The organism is Streptomyces sp. NPDC050743 (assembly GCF_044456925.1).
Taxonomy (GTDB): domain Bacteria; phylum Actinomycetota; class Actinomycetes; order Streptomycetales; family Streptomycetaceae; genus Streptomyces.
Genome location: NZ_JBITGJ010000059.1, coordinates 1 through 21,360, shown reverse-complemented (window position 1 = coordinate 21,360; position 21,360 = coordinate 1). Strand labels below are relative to the sequence as shown.

The 21,360-nt window shown below is 72.4% G+C and carries 24 protein-coding genes; 12 read left to right on the top strand and 12 right to left on the bottom strand.

Translation table 11 applies throughout. From position 1 onward, the window contains the following. Positions 1 to 40 precede the first annotated feature (40 nt). From ACIBJF_RS36665 to ACIBJF_RS36655, 3 genes are all read right to left on the bottom strand, one after another. Positions 41 to 1,309 carry a DUF2637 domain-containing protein gene (locus tag ACIBJF_RS36665; protein ID WP_399180441.1) on the bottom strand — a complete coding sequence of 423 codons (1,269 nt, stop codon included), beginning with the start codon at positions 1,307 to 1,309 and terminating at the stop codon, positions 41 to 43. Positions 1,310 to 1,401: 92 nt separating this feature from the next. After that, entirely contained in the window at positions 1,402 to 2,298 is an 897-nt protein-coding gene (locus ACIBJF_RS36660) for a DUF3558 family protein (protein WP_399180439.1), read from the bottom strand. Between the two features lie 128 nt (positions 2,299 to 2,426). Then, positions 2,427 to 3,284: a DUF3558 domain-containing protein gene (locus ACIBJF_RS36655; protein WP_399180437.1), complete on the bottom strand. Its 858-nt coding sequence runs from the start codon at positions 3,282 to 3,284 to the stop codon at positions 2,427 to 2,429. A 223-nt stretch (positions 3,285 to 3,507) separates the two neighbouring features. Between ACIBJF_RS36655 and ACIBJF_RS36650 the strand changes: the two genes are divergently transcribed. Further along, positions 3,508 to 4,701 (top strand): RtcB family protein, encoded by a 1,194-nt coding sequence (locus tag ACIBJF_RS36650; RefSeq protein ID WP_399180435.1) that lies wholly within the window; start codon positions 3,508 to 3,510, stop codon positions 4,699 to 4,701. Here the strand turns inward: ACIBJF_RS36650 and ACIBJF_RS36645 are convergent. After that, complete coding sequence (locus ACIBJF_RS36645; RefSeq protein ID WP_399180433.1) at positions 4,698 to 4,844, bottom strand: hypothetical protein; 147 nt, start codon at positions 4,842 to 4,844, stop codon at positions 4,698 to 4,700. The two genes, ACIBJF_RS36650 and ACIBJF_RS36645, sit on opposite strands and share 4 nt — an antisense overlap. Before the next feature lie 583 nt (positions 4,845 to 5,427). Here ACIBJF_RS36645 and ACIBJF_RS36640 point away from each other — a divergent pair. The 3 genes from ACIBJF_RS36640 to ACIBJF_RS36630 all read left to right on the top strand — a co-directional run bounded on the left by ACIBJF_RS36640 (position 5,428) and on the right by ACIBJF_RS36630 (position 7,250). Then, a complete protein-coding gene (locus ACIBJF_RS36640) occupies positions 5,428 to 5,973 on the top strand; it encodes a hypothetical protein (protein ID WP_399180431.1) in 546 nt (181 codons plus the stop codon). Positions 5,974 to 6,051: 78 nt separating this feature from the next. After that, on the top strand, positions 6,052 to 6,612 hold the full coding sequence (locus tag ACIBJF_RS36635) for a SigE family RNA polymerase sigma factor (RefSeq protein ID WP_399180429.1): 561 nt from the start codon (positions 6,052 to 6,054) through the stop codon (positions 6,610 to 6,612). Then, positions 6,609 to 7,250, top strand: coding sequence for a hypothetical protein (locus ACIBJF_RS36630; RefSeq protein WP_399180427.1), 642 nt, complete (start codon positions 6,609 to 6,611; stop codon positions 7,248 to 7,250). Before ACIBJF_RS36635 ends, ACIBJF_RS36630 begins: the two co-directional genes overlap by 4 nt. Positions 7,251 to 7,272: 22 nt before the next feature. Here the strand turns inward: ACIBJF_RS36630 and ACIBJF_RS36625 are convergent, their stop codons facing one another. The 3 genes from ACIBJF_RS36625 to ACIBJF_RS36615 are packed head-to-tail and all read right to left on the bottom strand — an operon-like array spanning position 7,273 to position 8,596. Continuing rightward, positions 7,273 to 7,443 carry a hypothetical protein gene (locus ACIBJF_RS36625; protein WP_399180425.1) on the bottom strand — a complete coding sequence of 57 codons (171 nt, stop codon included), beginning with the start codon at positions 7,441 to 7,443 and terminating at the stop codon, positions 7,273 to 7,275. Beyond that, positions 7,443 to 8,204 carry an SDR family NAD(P)-dependent oxidoreductase gene (locus ACIBJF_RS36620; RefSeq protein WP_399180423.1) on the bottom strand — a complete coding sequence of 254 codons (762 nt, stop codon included), beginning with the start codon at positions 8,202 to 8,204 and terminating at the stop codon, positions 7,443 to 7,445. The genes ACIBJF_RS36625 and ACIBJF_RS36620 overlap by 1 nt, the downstream gene beginning before the upstream one ends. 53 nt (positions 8,205 to 8,257) lie before the next feature. Continuing rightward, positions 8,258 to 8,596 carry a YnfA family protein gene (locus tag ACIBJF_RS36615; RefSeq protein WP_399180421.1) on the bottom strand — a complete coding sequence of 113 codons (339 nt, stop codon included), beginning with the start codon at positions 8,594 to 8,596 and terminating at the stop codon, positions 8,258 to 8,260. Positions 8,597 to 8,721: 125 nt separating this feature from the next. On the opposite strand from ACIBJF_RS36615, the gene ACIBJF_RS36610 reads away from it, so the two are divergent. After that, a complete protein-coding gene (locus ACIBJF_RS36610) occupies positions 8,722 to 9,201 on the top strand; it encodes a hypothetical protein (RefSeq protein ID WP_399180419.1) in 480 nt (159 codons plus the stop codon). A gap of 26 nt (positions 9,202 to 9,227) precedes the next feature. Here the strand turns inward: ACIBJF_RS36610 and ACIBJF_RS36605 are convergent, their stop codons facing one another. Beyond that, a complete protein-coding gene (locus ACIBJF_RS36605; protein ID WP_399180417.1) occupies positions 9,228 to 9,632 on the bottom strand; it encodes a winged helix-turn-helix transcriptional regulator in 405 nt (134 codons plus the stop codon). Positions 9,633 to 9,767: 135 nt separating this feature from the next. Here ACIBJF_RS36605 and ACIBJF_RS36600 point away from each other — a divergent pair, with 135 nt between their 5' ends. From ACIBJF_RS36600 to ACIBJF_RS36570, 7 genes are all read left to right on the top strand, one after another. Further along, on the top strand, positions 9,768 to 10,658 hold the full coding sequence (locus tag ACIBJF_RS36600) for an NADP-dependent oxidoreductase (RefSeq protein WP_399180415.1): 891 nt from the start codon (positions 9,768 to 9,770) through the stop codon (positions 10,656 to 10,658). 119 nt (positions 10,659 to 10,777) lie between these two features. Continuing rightward, positions 10,778 to 11,866 carry an LLM class flavin-dependent oxidoreductase gene (locus ACIBJF_RS36595; RefSeq protein ID WP_399180413.1) on the top strand — a complete coding sequence of 363 codons (1,089 nt, stop codon included), beginning with the start codon at positions 10,778 to 10,780 and terminating at the stop codon, positions 11,864 to 11,866. Continuing rightward, entirely contained in the window at positions 11,863 to 12,510 is a 648-nt protein-coding gene (locus ACIBJF_RS36590; RefSeq protein ID WP_399180411.1) for a CE1759 family FMN reductase, read from the top strand. Before ACIBJF_RS36595 ends, ACIBJF_RS36590 begins: the two co-directional genes overlap by 4 nt. Before the next feature lie 156 nt (positions 12,511 to 12,666). After that, complete coding sequence (locus ACIBJF_RS36585) at positions 12,667 to 13,398, top strand: response regulator transcription factor (protein ID WP_399180409.1); 732 nt, start codon at positions 12,667 to 12,669, stop codon at positions 13,396 to 13,398. Beyond that, entirely contained in the window at positions 13,399 to 14,808 is a 1,410-nt protein-coding gene (locus ACIBJF_RS36580; RefSeq protein WP_399180407.1) for an ATP-binding protein, read from the top strand. Positions 14,809 to 14,896: 88 nt separating this feature from the next. After that, a complete protein-coding gene (locus ACIBJF_RS36575) occupies positions 14,897 to 15,580 on the top strand; it encodes a hypothetical protein (protein WP_399180405.1) in 684 nt (227 codons plus the stop codon). Between the two features lie 78 nt (positions 15,581 to 15,658). Continuing rightward, the gene (locus ACIBJF_RS36570) at positions 15,659 to 16,927 is read left to right on the top strand and encodes an ArgE/DapE family deacylase (protein ID WP_399180403.1); all 1,269 of its coding nucleotides are present in this window, start codon (positions 15,659 to 15,661) and stop codon (positions 16,925 to 16,927) included. 15 nt (positions 16,928 to 16,942) lie between these two features. Here the strand turns inward: ACIBJF_RS36570 and ACIBJF_RS36565 are convergent, their stop codons facing one another. The 4 genes from ACIBJF_RS36565 to ACIBJF_RS36550 form a co-directional block, all read right to left on the bottom strand. Further along, positions 16,943 to 18,769, bottom strand: a complete 1,827-nt coding sequence (locus ACIBJF_RS36565) for a phosphatidylglycerol lysyltransferase domain-containing protein (RefSeq protein ID WP_399180401.1) — start codon at positions 18,767 to 18,769, stop codon at positions 16,943 to 16,945. Between the two features lie 189 nt (positions 18,770 to 18,958). Next, entirely contained in the window at positions 18,959 to 19,234 is a 276-nt protein-coding gene (locus ACIBJF_RS36560) for a hypothetical protein (RefSeq protein WP_351802473.1), read from the bottom strand. Positions 19,235 to 19,419: 185 nt separating this feature from the next. Next, entirely contained in the window at positions 19,420 to 20,241 is an 822-nt protein-coding gene (gene pstB, locus ACIBJF_RS36555) for a phosphate ABC transporter ATP-binding protein PstB (protein WP_399180399.1), read from the bottom strand. 35 nt (positions 20,242 to 20,276) lie between these two features. After that, positions 20,277 to 21,185 carry a sortase gene (locus tag ACIBJF_RS36550; protein WP_399180397.1) on the bottom strand — a complete coding sequence of 303 codons (909 nt, stop codon included), beginning with the start codon at positions 21,183 to 21,185 and terminating at the stop codon, positions 20,277 to 20,279. Positions 21,186 to 21,360 lie beyond the last annotated feature (175 nt).

The following is a 21,360-nucleotide window of genomic DNA, read 5'->3' as shown; positions in this document are numbered from 1 at the left end:
AGGGGGCCCTCCGGTGTGGAGGGCCCCCTTTTTCCTGCCGTCACGCGATGTGGTTCTCTTCCAGTTCCGCGTTGAAGCGGTTGGTGAAGCGCTTGACCATACGGTCGGCGTCACGCGGGGGGAGCGTGAGGCCGTACGTCGCCTCGACGGCCTCGCCGAACTGGTGCGGGGTGGGGAAGCTGCCGTCGATCGACTTGCGGAAGACCTGGTAGTAGTCGTCCTCGGTCGGGTCCGGTTCCGGGGTGCCGCCGCCCTCGCCGAGTTCGCGGGTGCGGTTCGGGCCCACCGGGATGGGGAAGCTGCCGGTCTCCTCCGGGGAGGGCTGCTGGAAGTCCTCCGGCTGCTGCTCCTCGTACCACTCCTCGTACTGCTCGTCCGGGGCGTACTGGGGTTCCTGCATCATCGGGTCGTACGTGGGGTCGTACCCGCCGTGGTAGTCGACCTGGCGCGGGGTCTGGAACCAGGGGCTCTCGTCGTCCGCCGGGGGCTCCTGCGGGCGCTGCTCGCCAGGAGGCGCCGCCTGCATCGGGATGGGCGCCGCGCCGACGCCGCGACCGCCCTCGGCCATGGAGTTCGCCGTGAGCTGTGGCTGCTGCGGGGCGGCCTGCAGCAGGACCGGTTCGATGCCCGCCGCCGCCAGGCCCGCCGGTGCCGTCTCCGCCAGCGGCACGCCGTACCGGGCCAGGCGCAGCGGCATCAGGGATTCCACCGGGGCCTTCCTGCGCCATGCGCGCCCGAAGCGGGAACGGAGCCGGGCCTGGTAGACGAGACGTTCCTGCTCCAGCTTGATGACCTGGTCGTAGGAGCGCAGCTCCCACAGCTTCATCCGGCGCCAGAGGAGGAAGGTGGGGACGGGGGAGAGGAGCCAGCGGGTCAGGCGGACGCCCTCCATGTGCTTGTCCGCCGTGATGTCGGCGATCCGGCCGATCGCGTGCCGGGCCGCCTCCACCGCGACCACGAACAGCACCGGGATCACCGCGTGCATGCCGACGCCCAGCGGGTCCGGCCAGGCGGCGGCGCCGTTGAACGCGATCGTCGCCGCCGTCAGCAGCCACGCCGTCTGGCGAAGCAGCGGGAAGGGGATACGGATCCAGGTCAGCAGCAGGTCCAGGGCCAGCAGGACACAGATGCCCGCGTCGATGCCCACCGGAAAGACATAGGAGAAGTTCCCGAAGCCCTTCTTGATGGCCAGCTCACGGACGGCCGCGTAGGAACCGGCGAAGCCGATTCCGGCGATGATCAAGGCGCCGGTCACGACCACGCCGATGAGAACGCGGTGTATCCGAGTCAGCTTCAGTGGCGCGGCCACGCGTACTCCCCTCCCCTTGCCAGTTGTTGCGCGCAACAGGGTGGCACACGCCAACGGCGGACGTGGTACCGGTCAGGGCTTCCGGCCCTCCGTCAGCTCTTCTTCGCGGCCGACTTGGACGGAGAAGCGCTGGAAGAGGCCGACTTGGACGGGGAGCCGGAGGACTTCGACGGGGAAGCCGGCTTCGACGGGGCCGTCGAGGCGGAACCGGCCGACGACGAGCCGCCGTTGGCGGACGACACCGCCCCGACCACTTCCTTGATCGCGCTCTCCGCGGCCTTCGTCAGCTCCTCGGCGTCCGGGGTCTTCTCGCCCGCGAGGCCGGCGCCGTTGTAGTCGAGCGTGACGACCACGTTCTCGACCCGCGCGACCACCGTCTGTTGCTTGAACAGACCTTCCTTCTTCTTCAGGTCGTAGCGCACGACCGTCGCCTCCGCGCCCGTGCCGGACAGCGGGATCTGCTTGGTGTTCTTCGCGCCGGCCACCGACTCGGCGTCCTTGACCTGCTGCCCGAAGTACGAGTGGGCCTGGGTGTCACCGGCACCGCGCGTGGTGTCCGAGTCGAAACGGAGCAGGGACACGTTCAGCCACCGGAACTGCGATCCCTTCACGCCGTTGTTGTCCAGGCTGCTCCAGGAGCAGGAGGCACGCGACGACGGATCGTCCGAACTGCCCTTCTTGCCCGAGGTGTCCTTCGGGGTGAGGTTCGTCAGGGTCTTCTTCGACAACACAGCACACGCGTCCGGCAGCTTCTTGTACGCGGCCGCCTGCACGGTGGGGGACGCGCTCGCCGAGGGCTTGGTGCCGCCGCCCGCGGACTGCTGCGTGCTGCTGTCCGTGCTCTTGCCCTTGGAGTCGCCCGAGTCCGACGAACAGGCGGCGGTGATCAGCACCGCCGGCACGGCTGCCGCGCAGACAAGAACACGGCTCAGGCGCTTGCCACGCGTCTGTCGCTGGGCACGGTCGTCTTGCTGGGCTGCTCGCTGCATGGTTCCTTCACTCATGACGCTCGGTGATCGTGCGGGTTCCTGCGGGGGCCCACGGTACGCGGTGAAGGAGCTGTGCGGTTTCGGTTCGGGTGCTTTGCGTGCGGCGCGGTGAGCGGCTCGCCCGGCCGTCAACCGCCCAGCGCGCCGTCCAGTTGAGAGGCCAGATTACGGGCCCTGTCCTGCATTTCCTTGCTGTCCGGGACCGTTCCGACGGCCGTCGGCTGCTCCTCGTACACGATGGTGACGACGACGTTGGACGTGCGGAACACCACAGTCACCGTCCGCTGTTCGGCGGTCGAACCGGACGAACCGAGCTGGTCGTCGATATACGCCTCGTCACCGAGATCGGACAGCACCCGCGGCCGCAGATCGGCCGCGGCGGAACCGGAGGGGGAGCCGGAGGGCGACCCGGACGGGGATCCGGAGGGAGAGGCGTCGCCGCTCGCGGAGGACGACGGGGAGCCACTGGACGAGGGCGAGGACGTCGGCGCCGGCGCGGCCGTCCCGCTCGCCCCGCTCGCCGGCGAGGAGCTCGGCGCGGGGAGGTCGGCGGCCGTCTCCTTGCCCTCGAACAGCGTCTTCGCCTGGTCGTCGTCGCTGACCGTGTTGTCGTACGACACCACGCGCTCGAAGTCGACCGAGAGACGGTCGGTGGCGTCGGCGGACTCCACCTTCCAGTGGCAGCCGACCTTGCGCTCGGTGTCGTAGGTGAGCGCGGCCTGGCCCTGGTAGGCCTTGTCCCGCTGATCGGGGTCGGTGATCTGCTTGATGCCGGGCAGCAGCGAGTCGAGGCTGTCGTGGCCGACCGCGCCGCAGGGTTCGGGCAGCGTGCGGTACTTGCCGGGCTGGGCGACGGCCGAGGCGGTGTCGGCGGCGCCCGGATTGGCGTTGTCCGTGGGGCTGTCGCCGCCCGAGCCGCTGGTGCAGCCGGCCAGCAGCGCCGCGAGGAGGGCGGCGGTGCCGGTTACGTACGCCTTCCGCTGCACGGTCGGGCTCCTCTCGGGTGTGCGCTCGCTCGGTGCTCCAGTGTCCCCGCTGGTTATTCGTTTGCCGCAGCGGGGCGTCCCCTGGAGACAATGTGTATCGCACGCGCTGCCGTGGCCGCCGGTCCCTTGTCCCTTTTCACCGGCGTCGGTGCTGCTTTTTCGCTTTGCTGCTTATAAGCCTTGTGTAAGCCTTTGTTGTCGTTTTCGGGGGAATGAGGAACCTATGTCGTACGTGGAGATGCCGGGCGCGAAGATCCCGATCCGGATGTGGACCGACCCCGCGACGGTCGAGGACGTGGCCCTGCGTCAGCTCCAGAACGTGGCGACCCTGCCCTGGATCAAGGGCCTGGCCGTGATGCCGGACGTGCACTACGGCAAGGGCGCGACGGTCGGCTCCGTCATCGCCATGCGGGGCGCGGTGTGCCCGGCGGCGGTCGGGGTGGACATCGGGTGCGGGATGTCGGCGGTGAAGACGTCCCTGACGGCGAACGACCTGCCGGGGGACCTGTCGCGGCTGCGGTCGAAGATCGAGCAGGCGATTCCGGTGGGGCGGGGGATGCATGAGGATCCCGTGGAGCCGGGGGACTTCCACGGGCTGGCCACGGCCGGATGGGACGACTTCTGGGGGCGGTTCGACGGGGTGGCCGAGTCGGTTCACTTCCGTAAGGGCCGAGCGGTCGGACAGATGGGGACACTTGGGGCGGGCAACCACTTCGTCGAAGTCTGCACGAGTGAAGACGGTGCCGTCTGGCTGATGCTCCACTCCGGCTCCCGCAACATCGGAAAGGAACTCGCCGAGCACCACATCGGCGTGGCCCAGAACCTCCCGCACAACCAGGGTCTGGTCGACCGCGACCTCGCCGTCTTCGTCGCGGACACCCCGCAGATGGCGGCCTACCGAAACGACCTGTTCTGGGCGCAGGAGTACGCCAAGTACAACCGCACGCTGATGATGGCCCTCCTGAAGGACGTCATCCGCAAGGAGTTCAAGAAGGCCAAGCCGGCCTTCGAGCCGGAGATCTCCTGCCACCACAACTATGTCGCCGAGGAGCGGTACGAGGGCGTGGACCTGCTCGTGACCCGCAAGGGCGCGATCCGGGCGGGCTCCGGCGAGTACGGGATCATCCCGGGCTCCATGGGCACGGGGTCGTACATCGTGAAGGGCCTCGGCAACGAGAAGGCCTTCAACTCGGCCTCGCACGGCGCGGGTCGGCGGATGAGCCGCAACGCCGCCAAGAGGCGCTTCTCGACGAAGGACTTGGAGGAGCAGACCCGGGGCGTGGAGTGCCGCAAGGACTCCGGCGTCGTGGACGAGATCCCGGGCGCCTACAAGTCCATCGACCAGGTCATCGACCAGCAGCGGGACCTGGTGCAGGTCGTGGCCAAGCTGAAGCAGGTCGTCTGCGTGAAGGGCTAGGGGCCCGCCGGCCGGGACCTGATCGGCTCGTAGTCGAGCCACGGGTCCTGGAGGAACTCGCTTCGACGGGACGCGTGGTCCCGTGCGCTGATCCGGAAGCGCTCGGGCTCGGGCAGGTCGATCGGCGGGTGGGCGCGGCGCATCCGTGGACCCTGATTGCGTGCCCGGCCAGACCCGGAGGTTGCCGGAGTTCCGCGCGGGCCGGTCGGACATCAGGACGCCGGCCGGGAGCGTGAACGTGCCGCGGACCGGTCCGCCGGCCGGCTCGGGGTTGCCGGTATCGATGTGGGGAAGGCCGGGACGGTGTGGGTACGGCGGGATGTTCGGCGCGATCCGAACCTGCCAGGGGCCTGCAGCGTCCCCGCCCCGGCCGGTTCCTCGGCGAGAGGGCGAAGGCTGGGCTGCCGATCAGAGGCGGCGTCAGCGCCGGCTCGCCCTCGGGGCGCAGGAAGTGGAAGTGGCTGCCGCGCTTGTCGGCGGCGGGGGGCTCGGTGGCGATCGCCTCGTCGATCCGCCGGGCGCCGGTCCGCACCGGGCGTGGGACGGCCGGGAGGCGTGGGGTGCCCGGCGGCAGGTGTCATGTGTGAGCGGCGTCACAGGGAATCGCCGAGCGGCCGGAGCAGCGTTTGGCCGGCGGGGGCCCGTCTGGGGGGTGGATGGGCACGAGGGCTCGTCCGCTCCGCCTTCTGGGGTGGAGCAACGCCTTTCGGATGCAGGGGAGTTGTTGTGACGTCTTTTGGTGTGCACAAGCGGAACCGCGGGCGGACCTCGCTGGTGGCGGTGGTCGCGGCCGCGCTGCTGGCGACGGGTGCCGGGGTGGCGGCTGCTGCTGCGAACGCGCCGGCCAAGGCGTCCCCGGCGCACGCGGCCACGGTCGCCAAGGCGGTGCAGGCGTCGGCCGACGGCGTGCAGACGGTCCAGCCGGGCCAGAAGCTCACCGCCAGCGGTGACACGCTGTGGCTGACCCCGGAGGGGCTGTCCATCGTGGCGCCGAAGTCCTCAGGCTCCGACCGGCCGGAGCTGATCCGGGTCGCCGACGTCGCGCCGGGCAAGGTCACCACCGTGGCTCGCGGGGACGCTTCCGGCACCCTGTGGGCGGGAATCTACCGGGGCCCGGTCTCCGCCTCCACGAAGGTCACCATCAAGCTGGGCGACCGTTCCCTGGACGCCCAGGTGGCCACGCTGGCGGGCAAGCCCGGCTGGGGCGCCTTCTACGTGTTCGACACGCACAAGGTCGGCGCGGACAAGCCGGTCATCACCGTCGAGAGCTAGCGGAACAAGCGGCCGCCCCCACCCCGGGCGGCGGCCGCCTGCTCGCCGGGCTGTACGCCGATCTCGGGCAAGGACCAATTGACCAGCTCCATCGACGACGAGTTCCAGGACTTCATGGCCGCCCGCTGGCCGGCCCTGGTCCGCACCGCCTACCTGCTCACCGGGGGCCACCACAGCGCCGAGGACCTCGCGCAGACCGCGCTGGCCAGAGCCTTCGTGAAGTGGCACCGAGTGCGCGACAGCAGCGACCCGGCCGCCTACGTGCGCCGGATCATGATCCGCTGCCATGCGGACCAGTTCCGCCGCAGCCGGGTCCGCGAATGGCTCACCGCGCACCTGCCGGACACCGCGGCGCCCTCCCCCGAGACGTCGAGGGATCAACGCGAGGCCCTGGTGCAGGCGCTGGGACAGCTGCCGGCCCGACAGCGGACGGCGGTGGTACTGCACTTCTTCGAGGACATGACCCACGCCCAGGTGGCGAAGGCACTGGGCACCCGGGAAAGCACGGTGCGCAGCCAGCTCTCCCGCGCGCTGGCCAGGCTGCGCCAGGATGGCTTGCTGGCCGAGCTGACCGGCCGCACCGCCGTCCCGCTCCCGCCTTGTGCACCCATCAGCTCGACAGCAAAGGACGGCCTATGAACACCGACGACGACGCCTTGGCCCAGGCGCTGCGTCAGGCCGCCTCCCGGATCCCTGTCAGTCCGCCTCCCGTGGCAGCGGTGGTCCGGCAGGGACGTGCCCTGCGGCGCCGGCGTCGCGCCGCAGGCCTGGCCGTGGCCGCGGCGCTCCTCGCCCCCGTGTGCCTCCTGGCCGTCCGGTCCGGTGACACCTCGCCTGTCAGGCCCGGCGGCACGGCCTCGGCGGGCGCCTCCGCGCGGGCCGAAACGGTGACGCCCGGCGAGAAGGTCACGACCCCCTCGGGCACGTCCCTGTGGCTGACCGGTCGGGGCGTGTTCCTGGTGGGCGCCGGTCGTCCCGCCTCCGCCCCGGACACCGTCCTGGTCGCGGACACGCCCCCCGGGCACGTCGGCGGCGCGGCGCGGGGTACCGGCTCGGGCACCGTCTGGGCCGGGGTCTACCGCGGCCCAAAGACCCCGGCCAAGATCACCCTGGTGGTCGGCGGCCGGACGCTGCGGGCCCGGTTGTACACCCTGCCCGGCGCCCCGGGCTGGGTCGCCTACTGCGCGGAGACGTCCGCACCGGGCCTCGCCACCGCCAAGCCCACCGTCCGTGTCCACGCCGCGGACGGCACCCTGCTGCTGACCACCCGCCTGTAGGAACCGCCCTGGGCAGGGCGGCTCACTTCGCGTGGCGTACCGCGTAGATCATCACGAAGGCCACGATGTGGATGCCGAAGAGGAAGTAGCCCAGGAAGTACCAGACCTTGCGTTCGTCCTTGGTCTCCTGGGCCAGGCGGCGTTGCTCCAGGTCGTCCGGGGAGCCGGGGACCTCGGTGGTTTCTTCGGGCATCACGGCTCCCGGTGGACCTTGGTGTTGGAGGCCTGGGCGCGGGGCCGCAGGACGAGGAGGTCCACGTTGACGTGGCTGGGACGGGTGACCGCCCAGGTGATCGTCTCCGCCACGTCGTCCGCGGTGAGGGGTTCGGCCACGCCCTCGTACACCTTGGCCGCCTTCGTCTCGTCGCCGGCGAAGCGGGTCAGGGCGAACTCCTCCGTCTTGACCATGCCGGGGGCGATCTCGATGACGCGGACCGGCTGGCCGACGATCTCCAGGCGGAGGGTCTCGGCGAGGACGTGGGCGCCGTGCTTGGCGGCGACATAGCCACCGCCGCCCTCGTACGTGCCGTGGCCGGCAGTGGAGGAGACGACCACGATCACGCCGTCGCCGCTCGCCACCAGCTTCGGCAGCAGGGCCTGGGTGAGGTTCAGGGTGCCGATGACGTTCGTCTCGTACATCGTGCGCCAGTCCGCCGGGTCGCCGGTGGCCACGGGGTCCGCGCCGAGGGCGCCGCCCGCGTTGTTGACCAGGACGCCGATGGTCTGGAAGGCCGTCGCGAACTCGTCGACGGCCGCGCGGTCGGTGACGTCCAGCTGGTAGGCCACCGCCGAGTGGCCCACCTTGGTCAGCTCCTCCGCGAGCGCCTCGATACGGTCCTTGCGGCGGGCGGTGAGGACGACGCGGTAGCCGGCCTCGGCGAGCTGCCGGGCCGTGGCGGCGCCGATGCCGCTGCTCGCACCGGTGACGACGGCGATGCGGGAGGCGGGGGCCATGGGCAGCTCCTCGGGGTCTGGTGGCTAAAGGCTCCGTCCAGCCTAAGTGAGGCTCAGGCGCCGTTCCTCGGGGCCCACATGATCACGGCCATACCGGCCAAGCAGACCAGCGCGCCCACGATGTCGTAGCGGTCCGGGCGGTAGCCGTCCGCGACCGCGCCCCACAGCAGTGAGCCCGCGACGAAGATGCCCCCGTACGCGGCCAGGATGCGGCCGAAGTGGGCGTCCGGCTGGAAGGTGGCGACGAAGCCGTAGGCGCCGAGGGCCAGGACCCCGCCGGTCATCCACAGCCAGCCCCGGTGCTCGCGTACGCCCTGCCAGATCAGCCAGGCGCCGCCGATCTCGAAGACGGCGGCGACGACGAACAGGGCGGCGGAGCGGAGGATCGACATGGGCAGCAGCTTGGCACGCAGGGCGAGCGGCGTTCACGGGCCGCCTGTCACCTGTTGGAGGGCGCCTTTCGCCGAGGTCCCCGTGGCATACATCCCTACGCCAGTCGGATCGCGAGCGTGGAGTGGTGAGCGGCGTGCGGAAGTGGACCTGGGGTGCGGCGGGGACCTTGGCCGGTGTGGTTCTGGGGGCGGGGGCCGCCGTGGCCGCCCCGGCGGCCGGGCTCGAGGCCGACCTCGCCTTTCACGGGACCGCCGTGATGAACGGCGACAGGGTGGAGGTGAAGCTGACCCCGCACAACGACGGTCCGTCCGCCCTGCCCGACGCGACCGTGCGACTGCGCTGGTCGGTGGCGTTGGCCGAGGAGCAGCGGCTGCCCGCGCGCTGTGTCCGGGAGGACGAGCGGACGGTGCTGTGCGGGACGGGCGCGCTGGCCGCGAACGGGGTGGGTGAGCAACTGGACGTGCCGGTGCGGCTGAAGGAGAAGCCGTCGGAGGTCACCGTGGAGATCGACACGGCGTGGGGCGGCGGCGCCGCGGACAGGGACCGCACGAACGACCGGACGAAGGTGCTGGTCCTGGACACCGGGGACGCGTACGCCTTCTGAAGCCCCCTGATCAGGGGATCGGCGGATCAGGCGGGGTTCTCCGCGTCGTAGCGCTCGCGGGCCGCTCGTACCTCCTCGAAGTGGGTCTCGGCCCAGTCCTTCACGGCCGTCAGCAGGCCGGCGAGGCCGGCGCCGAGCGGGGTGAGCTCGTAGTCGACGCGGACGGGGACGGACGGGGTGACCGTGCGGCTGATGATGCCGTCCCGTTCGAGGGTGCGCAGCGTCTGGGTGAGCATCTTGGGGCTGACGCCGGCGATCTTGCGGCCGAGGTCGCTGTAGCGCAGGGGACCCGTGGCCAGGGCGGCGACGACGAGGCTGACCCACTTGTCGCTGAGCCGGCCGAGGAGCTGGTTGGTGGGGCATTCGCGCAGGAAGGCGTCGTAGTCGGCGCGGGCCCGCTCGCGGCGCTGGGCGGCGGTCATGGTCGCCATGGGCCCTTCCCTTCGGGACAGCTACGCACTCTCAGGTAACTACTTACCGATGGATAGTAGCTCTCCTACGGTTGGTGCTGCGGCCGGAGAGGTGTCGCGGAGTCATCAACTGCTTTGAATGTGGGGAGAGTTGTCATGCGTGCTGCTGTGGTGAGGGCGTTCGGCGGGCCGGAGAGCGTGGAGATCGCGGACGTCGCGGTGCCGGAGCCGGGAGCGCGGCAGGTGCGGATCAAGGTGGCCGCGAGCGCGCTGAACCCGGTGGACGCGGCCGTGCGCGCCGGTGTCTTCGGAGGGGCCGGCAAGACCCTCGGGCTCGGCTGGGACGTGGCCGGCACGGTGGACGCGGTGGGCGGCCCCGCCTCCTGGGAGGCCGGCGATCCGGTGGTGGCGCTGGTGCCGGGGGTCGCGGATCCGCTGGGTGCTCATGCCGAGTACGTCGTCGTGGACGCTGGGGCCGTGGCCGTGGCGCCCGCCTCGGTGGACGCGGCGCACGCGGGCACCCTGCCGCTGAACGGACTGACCGCGCTGCAGGCCCTGGACCTGCTGGACCTCGCGCCGGGCGACCGGCTGCTGGTGACCGGGGCCGCGGGTGCGGTCGGCGGGTTCGCGGTGCAGCTGGCCGCGCACCGGGGGATCGAGGTGACCGGGCACGCCCGGGCGGACGACGAGGAGCTGGTGCGGTCCCTGGGCGCCGCCCACTTCACGGCCGGCGGGGCCGAGCCGGGGAGCGTGGACGCGGTACTGGACGCCGCCGTGCTCGGGGCACCCGCGCTCGCGTGGGTGCGGGACGGGGGCGCGTTCGTCGCGGTCCGTGACGGGGCGCTGCCGGAGGCGGAGCGGGGGGTGCGCATGGAGAACGTGTGGGTGCGGGCCGACGGCGCGCAGCTCGGGGAGCTGGTCCGGCTGGTGGACGAGGGGGTGCTGACCCTGCGGGTGGCTCGGACGTACGCCCTGGAGGAGGCGGCCAAGGCGCATGCGCGGCTCGCGGAGGGCGGGGTGCGGGGGCGGCTGGTTCTGGTCCCCTGACCCCGGATGGGGCGGACCTGCTCTGCGGTGACGGACCGCGAGGTGACCGGAATAACTCCGCCGGGGTGGCGGTTCAGCGGATATAGTTGAACCCTAAACGACTTGGAGGGTGAGCGACCATGCAGTTCGGGATCTTCACGGTCGGCGATGTCACGCCGGACCCCACCACGGGGCGTACGCCGACCGAGCGCGAGCGGATCAAGGCCATGGTCGCCATCGCGCTCAAGGCCGAGGAGGTCGGCCTGGACGTCTTCGCCACCGGCGAGCACCACAACCCGCCGTTCGTGCCGTCGTCCCCGACCACGATGCTCGGCTACGTGGCAGCGCGGACGGAGAAGCTGATCCTCTCCACCTCCACCACCCTGATCACCACCAACGACCCGGTGAAGATCGCGGAGGACTTCGCGATGCTCCAGCACCTGGCCGACGGGCGCGTCGACCTGATGATGGGCCGCGGCAACACCGGGCCGGTCTACCCCTGGTTCGGACAGGACATCCGGCAGGGCATCAACCTCGCCATCGAGAACTACGCCCTGCTGCGCCGGCTGTGGCGCGAGGACGTCGTGGACTGGGAGGGCAAGTTCCGCACCCCGCTGCAGGGCTTCACCTCCACCCCGCGCCCGCTGGACGGCGTCCCGCCCTTCGTCTGGCACGGCTCCATCCGCTCGCCCGAGATCGCCGAGCAGGCGGCCTACTACGGCGACGGCTTCTTCCACAACAACATCTTCTGGCCGGCCGACCACACCAAGCGGATGGTCGAGCTGTACCGGGCCCGGTTCGCGCACTACGGGCACGGCACGCCCGAGCAGGCGATCGTCGGCCTCGGCGGCCAGGTGTTCATGCGGAAGAACTCGCAGGACGCGGTGCGCGAGTTCCGGCCGTACTTCGACAACGCGCCGGTCTACGGCCACGGGCCCTCCCTGGAGGACTTCACCGACCAGACCCCGCTGACCGTCGGCACCCCGGAGCAGGTCATCGAGAAGACCCTGTCCTTCCGGGAGTACGCCGGTGACTACCAGCGCCAGCTGTTCCTGGTGGACCACGCCGGGCTGCCGCTGAAGACCGTGCTGGAGCAGATCGACATGCTCGGCGAGGAGGTCGTGCCCGTGCTGCGCAAGGAGTTCGCGAACGGCCGCCCCGCGGACGTGCCGGACGCGCCGACCCACCGGTCCCTGCTCGCCGCCGCACAGAAGGAGACCGCCGCATGAGGCTCGTCGTCGTGTCCGCGGGACTGAGCGTCCCCTCCTCCACCCGGCTGCTCGGCGACCGGCTCGCCACCGCGGTGGCGAGCCGGACGGAGACGGACGTGGAGGTGATCGAGCTGCGGGACCTCGCCGTCGAGATCGCGCACAACTTCACCAACGGGTTCGCCGGGAAGGCGCTCGCCGCCGCGCAGGACGCGGTGGCGGGGGCCGACGGGCTGATCGTCGTCACACCCGTGTTCAGCGCGTCCTACAGCGGGCTCTTCAAGTCGTTCTTCGACGTGCTGGACAAGGAGGCGCTGGTCGGCAAGCCGGTGCTGATCGCGGCGACCGGGGGTACGGCCCGGCACTCCCTGGTGCTGGAGCACGCCCTGCGGCCGCTGTTCGCCTACCTGCGGGCCGTCGTCGTGCCGACGGGTGTGTACGCCGCGTCGGAGGACTGGGGCGAGGAGGGACTGGCGGGGCGGATCGAGCGGGCGGCGCGGGAGCTGGCCGGCCTGATGACCGGGCTGTCGGCGGCCGCGGCGGACACCTCGGCCGGCCTCGTGGCGCGTACCCCGGGCGGAGCCGAGGCGGACGCCTCGCGCGGTCTCCAGGTCGTCGTGCCCTTCGAGGAGCAGCTGGCGAGACTCGGCGCGTCCGGCGGGTGAGGGGAGGGCGCCCGCCCGCACGTCTCCCCGTGACGGTGAGAAGACGGTAGATCCAGGGGCCGGGTTGCCCGTGTGACGGTGAGAGAGGGGTAAAAAGGGTGATCGTACGTCCGCTCGCCCCGGCCGAACCGCCGAAGGCCTTGGCAGACTGGGTGCGTGCCCCAGACTGTGCTGCTCGCCGAAGACGACCGTGCCATCCGCCATGCCCTGGAGCGTGCCCTGACCCTGGAAGGGTATGAGGTGACGGCGGTGGCCGACGGCGTCGAGGCGCTGGCGCAGGCCCACAAGACGCCGCCGGACATTCTCCTGCTCGACGTGATGATGCCGGGGATCGACGGCCTCCAGGTCTGCCGGGTGCTGCGCGCCGAGGGCGACCGCACCCCGATCCTCATGCTCACCGCCCTCGTGGAGACCGCCGACCGCATCGCGGGCCTGGACGCAGGCGCCGACGACTACGTGGTCAAGCCGTTCGACGTCGAGGAGGTCTTCGCCCGGCTGCGCGCCCTGCTCCGCCGCACCAGCCCGGTGCCGGCCGGCACCGGCGCCGGCGCCGGGGAGAACGGCGGCCGGGAGCCCCAGCTCTCCGACCGGCAGATCGAGGCCGCCGGCATCCGCATGGACCTGCAGGCCCGCCGGGCCTGGCGCGGCAAGCGCGAGCTGGAGCTGACCCGCACCGAGTTCGAGCTGCTGGAACTGCTCGTGCGCAACGCGGGCATCGTGCTCGACCACTCCACGATCTACGACCGCATCTGGGGCTACGACTTCGGGCCCGGCTCGAAGAACCTCGCCGTCTACGTCGGCTACCTGCGCCGCAAGCTCGACGAGCCCGGCGCCCCGCAGCTGATCCACACGGTGCGGGGCGTGGGTTACGTGCTCCGGGAGGACTAGGTGGGCCGCCTGCGGCGGCTGCCGACCCCCGGCCGGCCCAAGCTGGTCTCCCTGCGCACCACTTTCGCCGTCTCCTTCGCGGCCGTCACCGCCGCCGTCACGATCCTCGTCGGCATCCTGTCGTACGGCAGCGCCGCGCGGCTGGTCCGGGTCGACCAGCAGTCGGTGTTCACGCAGGTCGTGCAGGACGTGCAGGGCGAGGTGCGGCAGCACGAGATGGTCCCCGACGACTTCTCCTCCTCCCGCCCCGGGCACGACCTGGTCCGGCCCGCCCGCACCGATGTGCAGGTGCTGGGCGCGCAGGGCCAGATCGTGGACCACGGCAACCCGAGCCTGCCCGTCACCTCCCGGGACAAGGCCATGGCGCTCGCGACGACGGCCGGGAAGGTCGTCGAGCACAAGGACGTACGGGTGGACGAGGACCTGTTCCGCATCGCCACCGTCTCGCTCGGCGACGGACGGGGCGCGGTGCAGGTCGCGCAGGAGTTCAGCGACACCGAGGACCTGCTGCGCACGCTGCAGCAGCGGACGCTGATCCTGATGTCGGCGGTCGTGGTGGCGGCCGGTCTGTTCGGCTGGTGGCTGGCCCGCCGGATCACCCGGCGCCTGGTGATCCTCACCTCAGCCGCTGAGGACGTGGCCCGCACCCGCCAGCTGGGCATCGAGGTGCCGGTGGCCGGGCTGGACGAGGTGGGGCGCCTCGGCCGCGCCTTCGACCGGATGCTGGGCCGGCTCGCGCAGTCCGAGGAGGACCAGCGGCGGCTGGTGCAGGACGCGGGGCACGAGCTGCGTACGCCGCTGACCTCCCTGCGCACCAACATCTCCCTCCTGCGCCGCATCGACGAACTGCCCCCCGCCACCCGGGAGGAACTGGTCGCCGATCTCACCCAGGAGGCCCGGGAGCTGACCGACCTGGTCAACGAGCTCGTCGACCTCGCCGCGGGGCAGTCCGACACCGAGCCGCCGCAGCGGGTGGACCTCGCCGACATCGCCGAGGACGTCGTGGGGCTCGCCAAGCGCCGTACCGGGCGCGAGATCGTGCTGCGCGCCAGCGGTGACACGACGACCGACGGGCGGCCCGGGATGCTGCAGCGGGCCGTGTCGAACCTGGTGGAGAACGCGGCGAAGTTCGACCGGGGCGGGAAGGCGCCGATCGAGGTCAGCATCACCGGGCCGGCGCGGCCGGGGACCGTGCGGGTGGAGGTCCTGGACCGGGGGCCGGGCATCGCCGAGGGCGACCTGATCCGGATCTTCGACCGCTTCTACCGGGCCGCGGACGCGCGGTCCCTGCCGGGGTCGGGGCTGGGACTGTCCATCGTCCGGGAGGTCGCCATGGCCCATGGCGGAGCGCCGTTCGCCTTCCGGCGGGAGGGCGGCGGAGCGGTGATCGGTTTCACGGTCGGCGGGTGAGCACCGGGCCGAGTGAGTAGCCGTACCTACCGGTTCACAGGTAGCGGCCCTCATCCGCCGGGCCCCCGCGCCCGCATAGCGTCCCCGTATGCCCGAGAAGAGCACAGCGTCCGGCGCCACCGGTACCGCGGCCCGCCTCGTCGTCTTCGGATCCCTCGGGTGCGGTGGCGTCGCGCTCGCCCTCGTACTCGCCCTCGTCGGAACGCTCGCCCTGAACGCGTGCGGGGCGACGGACTACCCCCGCATGGCGCCGAACGACATGGCGGACCGGGTCTTCAGACGCTCCCAGGAGGCCTACGACATCATCGGGTTCACCCGGACCGTGCCGCCGGGCGTCGAGCGGGTCGGCGTCAGCCCGGAGAACACGCTCGACGCCGAGTACTGCTACGACGGAGGCCCGCTGGGACTCGAGGACAAGACCGTCGACGGCGCCTACCGGCTGTACCACGACTGGGCGCTGGACCGTGTGCCCGCCGGCCAGGCCGTCCCCGGCCTGCGCAGACTGCACCGGCGGCTGCGGGACGAGGGCTGGGAGGTCACGTCGTACCGCGAGGGCGGGAAGGGCGCCGAATGGTCGCTCCACGTCCGCCGGGACGGCGACGAGCGGATGTCCTTCACCTGGTTCCCGGACCGGCAGTACTTCAGCGGCGGCGCCGGCACATCCTGCGCCTACGACCCCGGGTGGCGGGCCGGCGCCGGCGAGTCCTACTCCGTCGAGTCCGTCACCGACTCCGTGACCGTGCCGGACCTCGGGCCCTCGTCCGCCGGGTAGGCCGCTGCCGCGGGCTGTTCCAGAGGCCCGGTCCGGGGCGATGATCGAGGCCGGACTTCAGGAGGGGGAGGCCGCAGGATGCTCGCCGAGGTGGAGGCCGCTGCTCTCGCGTGCGTGGACGAGGCCGCCGTCGGACGGATGCTGCTGGAACTGATCTCCGTGCCGAGCGTGACCGGGTCCGCGGCCGAGTCGGAGATCCAGCACCTGCTCGCCGGACGGCTGGAGCGGCTCGGGCTGGACGTCGATCTGTGGTCCATGGATCTGCCCGCCCTGCGCGCGGATCCCGCGTTTCCGGGGACGGAGGCCGCCCGGGACGAGGCCTGGGGGCTGGTCGGGTACACGGCCGACGGTGGTGACGGGCCGACGCTGATCCTTCAGGGGCACGTGGACGTCGTACCGCCCGGGGATCCGGCCGCGTGGGACGGGGATCCGTTCGTGCCGAGGGTCGTCGGGGGTGACCGCGTGCACGGGCGTGGGGCCTGTGACATGAAGGCCGGGCTCGTCGCCCATCTCGCCGCGCTCGCCGCGATCCGGGCGGCCGGAGTACGGCTGCGCGGGCGGATCGCCCTGCACTTCGTCGTGGGGGAGGAGGACGGCGGGCTCGGGGCCTTCGGGACGCTGCGGCGCGGGCACACCGGGGACGCCTGCGTGATCACCGAGCCGACGGCGGACACCCTCGTCACCGCCAACGCCGGCGCCCTCACCTTCCGCCTCACCGTGCCCGGCGAGGCGGCCCACGCGAGCTCGCGGGACGCGGGGGTCAGCGCGATCGACGCGTATCTGCCGCTGCACCGGGCGCTCGGGGAACTGGAGGCCGCGCGCAACCAGGACCCGTCCCCGCTGATGGCCGAGTACCCGATCCCGTACGCCCTGTCCGTCGGCACGCTGCGGGCCGGTGACTGGGCCAGCAGCGTGCCGGACCTGCTGGTCGCGGAGGGGCGGCTCGGGGTGCGGATCGGGGAGGAACCCGACGCGGCGCGGCGGGAGTTCGAGCAGTGGGTGGCGAAGGCGTGCGCCGGTGACCCCTGGTTGCGGGGGCATCCGGCTCAAGTCGCCTGGACCGGCGGGCAGTTCGCGAGCGGGCGGCTGACGGACGGGCACCCGCTGCGGCGGACCGTGGCCGATGCCTGCGCCGACGCGAACGGCGGCTCCCGGCCGCGTGAGCGCGGGGCGCCGTACGGCAGTGACCTGCGGCTGTACACGGCGGCCGGGATACCGGCCCTGCAGTACGGGCCGGGGGACGTGCGGGTGGCGCACAGTCCGCGGGAGTGGGTGTCGGTGCGGGACGTGGTCGGTGTGGCGCGGTCCGTGGTGGTGACGGCGCTGCGGACGGTCGGGGTGAAGTGAGCGGCCCGCTCCGGCTCAGGACTTCCGTCCGCCCATCCCCGGCAGCGTGAGGAAGCCCTCCGCCCGGGCGCTCGCCAGGCCGATCCTCGGGATGTCGCTGCTCTTGGCGAAGAGCAGGAAACGCGGTTCCCACACCGGGCGGTACTTGGCGTTGGCGCGGTAGAGGGACTCGATCTGCCACCAGCGTGAGAAGAAGGTGAGGGTGGAGCGCCACAGGCGCAGGACCGGGCCCGCGCCCAGGCGGGCGCCGCGCTCGAAGACCGAGCGGAACATCGCGAAGTTCAGCGACACCCGCTGGATGTCCAGCTCCTTGGCGCGCAGCAACAGCTCCACGACCATGTACTCCATCAGGCCGTTCTCGCAGTCGCGGTCCCGGCGCATCAGGTCCAGGGACAGGCCCTGCTCGCCCCAGGGGACGAAGCTGAGCAGGGCGCGCGGCTCGTCGTCGGCGTCGCGGCACTCAAGCATCACGCAGCGGCCGTCCACCGGGTCGCCGAGCCGGCCGAGGGCCATGGAGAAGCCGCGCTCGGTGGCGCCGTCGCGCCAGCGGTCGGCGCACTCGACGAGCAGCGCCATCTCGTCGGCGGGGATGTCCTCGTGGCGGCGGATGCGGACCGTGTAGCCGGCCCGCTTGACCCGGTTGTGGGCCTGGCGGACCACGCGCATCGCCCGGCCTTCGAGGGTGAAGTCCGCGATGTCCACGATCGCCTCGTCGCCCAGCTCCAGCGCGTCCAGGCCGTGCCGGGCGTAGATGGTGCCGGCCTCCTCGCTCGCGCCCATGACGGCCGGGGTCCAGGCGTGCCGGCGGGCCTCGGTGAGCCAGGCGTCGATGGCGCCCGGCCAGGCCTCGGGGTCGCCGATCGGGTCGCCGGAGGCGAGGGAGACCGCGCCGACGACGCGGTAGGTGACGGCCGCCTTGCCGGTGGGGGAGAAGATGGCGGCCTTGTCGCGGCGCAGCGCGAAGTAGCCGAGGGAGTCGCGCGCGCCGTGCTTGTCGAGCAGGGCGCGCAGCCGGGACTCGTCCTCCTCGGTGAGCAGCTTGCGGCCGCGCGGGGAGCGGAAGCAGGCGTACAGGACCAGGCAGAAGGCCGCGGCGAGCAGCAGGTTGATGATGATGTCGGCCCAGCGGGGCGCGTGCACGGAGTCGACCCGGTCGGCGAGCGGGCCGACGCTGATGCCGCGCAGCAGGGTGTAGGCGAGCTCTTCGCCCCAGGGGGCGTGGGGCAGCTTGTTGGTGGCGTGCACGAGCAGCGTGCCGAGGCAGCCGGTCACCAGGATCCCGCCGGCGCCGACGGCCAGCGCGAGCTTCGGGTTGGAGGGGTCGCCGATGGCGTTGAACTCACGGCGGCCGATCAGCAGCGCGGCCACGAAGAGGCCGGTGAGGGCGGTGGAGACCCAGTTGAAGGCGTGGTCGCGGAACGGGTGCTGGGTGAGCGCGAGGACGTAGAGCACGAACAGGGGACCCGCGCACAGCAGGTTGACCACCCACGCGGCCCGCTTCCCGCGTCGCATCACCAGCGCCAGGAAGATCGCCGCCGCGGCCGAGGCCAGGCCGGCGGTGGCCAGGTACGGGGTGAAGAACTGGCCGGCGTGGTGCGTGTGCGCGTGGACGTGGCGGGCGGTGAAGAGCTTGCCGTCGTTGTGTTCCTGCACCTCTTTGCGGAACGGCAGCGACATGACCGCGATGATGTTGAAGACGGCGATCAGCCGCAGGTACCACACGGTGGCCGTCGCCGCCCGCGCGCGCAGGCGGGGGCCGGGCACGGGCAGCTGCGGCACGCGGCGCGCGCCGCGCTGTGCGGGGAGCTGTGGGGAGGGCAGGGTCTGCTGCTGAGCGGGCATGGTGACTGGTCACCTTGGGGGAGGGGAGGGGACGGGGCGACCCCGGTCGGGGCCACGTTGACCCTACAGTCTGTAGGGCAGCCCGGCTGGGGCGGTGTTCGGAGAGGAGCGTACCGACAACCGCTCTTACCCGGCCCTCCCCGTACCGCGCCTCTTACCCGGCGCTTCCCCGGTCCTTCCTCCGCCCCGTCACCCGGGCGCTCCCCGGTCCCGCCGGGCCGCCGCCAGATGCCAGGCCAGGTTGCCCACCGCCGCGCCGGCCGCGACGGCGGCGACGATCACCCCGCCGGTCGCGAGTCCGTCGCTGAACAGATGCGGCCGCCGGTCGAGGCTGTGCAGCCCGAACCCGCACAGCTCGTACACACCGACGGCGGCGACGAGAAGACTGACGACCAGCAGGGCCAGCGTCGGCGCCAGACTGCGCACACAGACCTCGCCGCCGGCCTCCGTTTCCGTGTCCCGCATGGATCCCCCGATGAACAGACGAATGAACAGCCCTGCGACCGCCGGCCGGTTGGGAACCTACAATACGTAGGGTCCGCCGGTTAGACGCCGAGGACGTCCAGACGGCGCCGCGCCGTGTGTCGGCTGTCACTCCGGGGCCGGTGTGCGGGTGTGTCCGGGGAGATCGGGTTCGCGCGGCAGGCGGATCAGCCGAAGCGGCCCGCCACGTAGTCCGCCGTGCGCGCGTCCGCCGGGGATTCGAACATCTGCTCCGTGGGGCCGTGCTCGACGATCCCGCCGGGCGTGCCCTGTTCGGCGAGGAAGAAGGCGCACTGGTCGGAGACGCGCGCGGCCTGCTGCATGTTGTGGGTGACGATCACGATCGTGACCTCGTCCCGCAGGTCCTGGATCGTCTCCTCGACGCGGCGGGTGGAGGTCGGGTCGAGCGCCGAGCACGGCTCGTCCATGAGCAGGACCCGGGGGCGTACGGCGAGGGCGCGGGCGATGCACAGGCGCTGCTGCTGGCCGCCGGAGAGCGCGCCGCCGGGCTGCCGCAGGCGGTCGCCGACCTCCTTCCACAGGCCGGCCCGGGTCAGGGACTCCTCGACCAGCTCGTCCTTCTCGCGGCGGCTGACGCGGGTGCCGGTCAGTTTCAGGCCCGCCACCACGTTGTCGTAGATCGACATCGCCGGGAACGGGTTCGGCTTCTGGAAGACCATGCCGATGCTTCGCCGGGCGTCGGTGAGCCGGCGCTCGGGGGCGTAGACGTCCTCGCCGTCGAAGAGCACCTCGCCGCCGAAGGCCGCCCCGGGGATCAGCTCGTGCATGCGGTTCAGGGTGCGCAGGAACGTGGACTTCCCGCAGCCGGAGGGGCCGATCAGGGCGGTCACCCGGCCCGCCGGCATGGTCAGCGAGACCCGGCTGAGCACCTGGTGGCTGCCGAACCAGGCCGAGACCGCGCGGGCCTCCAGGGTGGCCGGCCGGGCGGACGGGGCGTCGGTCGCGGGGAGTACGGCGGTGTCGGTCATGGGGGCCACCTCGGTGACAGAGGGCTCGGTGTGGGCTACAGCAGGTTCGGGAGGAGTTCGGTGGTGCGGGTGGCGACCTGAAGGCCGAGCACCGCGAGGACCGGGGCGAAGACCAGCCACGTCTGGTGGCGGCCCCAGCGGTGCCAGGTCCACACCGCGGCGACCGCCGCGAGCAGCAGCGCCTGCAGCCACATCACCAGCGGCCACGGCACCCCGGAGGGCCGGGCCAGCGGCTCCTCGGAGCCGGGCAGGGTGCCGGAGCGGATCACCGCGGCCGGGGTCTGGAACGGTGCCGAGACCAGGTCGGCGTCGACGCGCAGCACGCCGCTCGGCATGAAACGGGGACCGGTGGCCGTGACCAGCACCAGACGGCCCTTGCCGGGGGGCAGGGGCGCGGGTGCCGGATCGCCGGCCCGGCGGACGTCGGTGACCCGGTAGCGCGCCTTGCCCTGGCCGGTGGTCACGGTGAACGTGTCCCCGGCCGTCAGCTCGGCCAGGTGCCCGAAAGGGCCGCCGTACGCGGCCGCCCGGCCCATCAGCACGCTGGTGCCGGACTGCCCGGGCATCGGTGTGTCCCGGCGGTGTCCGGGGCCGTCGGTCAGCACCGAGGAGTCGGTGCCCTCCAGCACGACCTGGGTGAGGCCCAGCTCGGGTACGTCGACGAGGGCGACCGGGGTGCCGGGCGCGAGCAGCCTGCCCTGCTGGTCGGTCTGGGCCACCGGGGCGGTGCCCAGGGCGAGTTGGGAGCGCAGCTCGTCGAACGCGGCGTGCTGGGCGTTGTGTTGCTGGACGCCGCTGAGCACCAGCAGCTGGGCGGTGCTGCCCAGCAGCAGTGCGGCCAGGCTGAGCAGGGCGCCGCGGGCGAGGTGGCGGACGGCGGTGACGCTCCGGGCGAGCGTCCGGGGCACGGCCGGTGCGAGCGTGGTCTGTACGGCGACCGTCACGGCGGCCCGCCTCCTTCACTGGTCGTGGGGTGGTTTCGGGTGCGGCCGGGGGGGGGGCCGCCGCGGGGGGGGGGGGGCGCCCCCCGCGGGGGGGGGGGCGGGGGGGGGGGGGGGGGGCGCGCCCCCCCGGGGCCCCCCCCCGGCGCCCCCGCGAGCACCGCGGCGGGGGGGAGGC

Bases quoted from the DNA above. Each gene is read 5' to 3' on its own strand.
- ACIBJF_RS36590 (WP_399180411.1), top strand. From the start codon at position 11,863: ATGAGGCTCGTCGTCGTGTCCGCGGGACTGAGCGTCCCCTCCTCCACC.
- ACIBJF_RS36600 (WP_399180415.1), top strand. From the start codon at position 9,768: ATGCGTGCTGCTGTGGTGAGGGCGTTCGGCGGGCCGGAGAGCGTGGAG.
- ACIBJF_RS36595 (WP_399180413.1), top strand. From the start codon at position 10,778: ATGCAGTTCGGGATCTTCACGGTCGGCGATGTCACGCCGGACCCCACC.
- ACIBJF_RS36620 (WP_399180423.1), bottom strand. From the start codon at position 8,204: ATGGCCCCCGCCTCCCGCATCGCCGTCGTCACCGGTGCGAGCAGCGGC.
- ACIBJF_RS36650 (WP_399180435.1), top strand. From the start codon at position 3,508: ATGTCGTACGTGGAGATGCCGGGCGCGAAGATCCCGATCCGGATGTGG.
- pstB (WP_399180399.1), bottom strand. From the start codon at position 20,241: ATGACCGACACCGCCGTACTCCCCGCGACCGACGCCCCGTCCGCCCGG.
- ACIBJF_RS36560 (WP_351802473.1), bottom strand. From the start codon at position 19,234: ATGCGGGACACGGAAACGGAGGCCGGCGGCGAGGTCTGTGTGCGCAGT.
- ACIBJF_RS36630 (WP_399180427.1), top strand. From the start codon at position 6,609: ATGAACACCGACGACGACGCCTTGGCCCAGGCGCTGCGTCAGGCCGCC.
- ACIBJF_RS36570 (WP_399180403.1), top strand. From the start codon at position 15,659: ATGCTCGCCGAGGTGGAGGCCGCTGCTCTCGCGTGCGTGGACGAGGCC.
- ACIBJF_RS36625 (WP_399180425.1), bottom strand. From the start codon at position 7,443: ATGCCCGAAGAAACCACCGAGGTCCCCGGCTCCCCGGACGACCTGGAG.
- ACIBJF_RS36605 (WP_399180417.1), bottom strand. From the start codon at position 9,632: ATGGCGACCATGACCGCCGCCCAGCGCCGCGAGCGGGCCCGCGCCGAC.
- ACIBJF_RS36615 (WP_399180421.1), bottom strand. From the start codon at position 8,596: ATGTCGATCCTCCGCTCCGCCGCCCTGTTCGTCGTCGCCGCCGTCTTC.
- ACIBJF_RS36575 (WP_399180405.1), top strand. From the start codon at position 14,897: ATGCCCGAGAAGAGCACAGCGTCCGGCGCCACCGGTACCGCGGCCCGC.
- ACIBJF_RS36660 (WP_399180439.1), bottom strand. From the start codon at position 2,298: ATGCAGCGAGCAGCCCAGCAAGACGACCGTGCCCAGCGACAGACGCGT.
- ACIBJF_RS36645 (WP_399180433.1), bottom strand. From the start codon at position 4,844: ATGCGCCGCGCCCACCCGCCGATCGACCTGCCCGAGCCCGAGCGCTTC.
- ACIBJF_RS36565 (WP_399180401.1), bottom strand. From the start codon at position 18,769: ATGCCCGCTCAGCAGCAGACCCTGCCCTCCCCACAGCTCCCCGCACAG.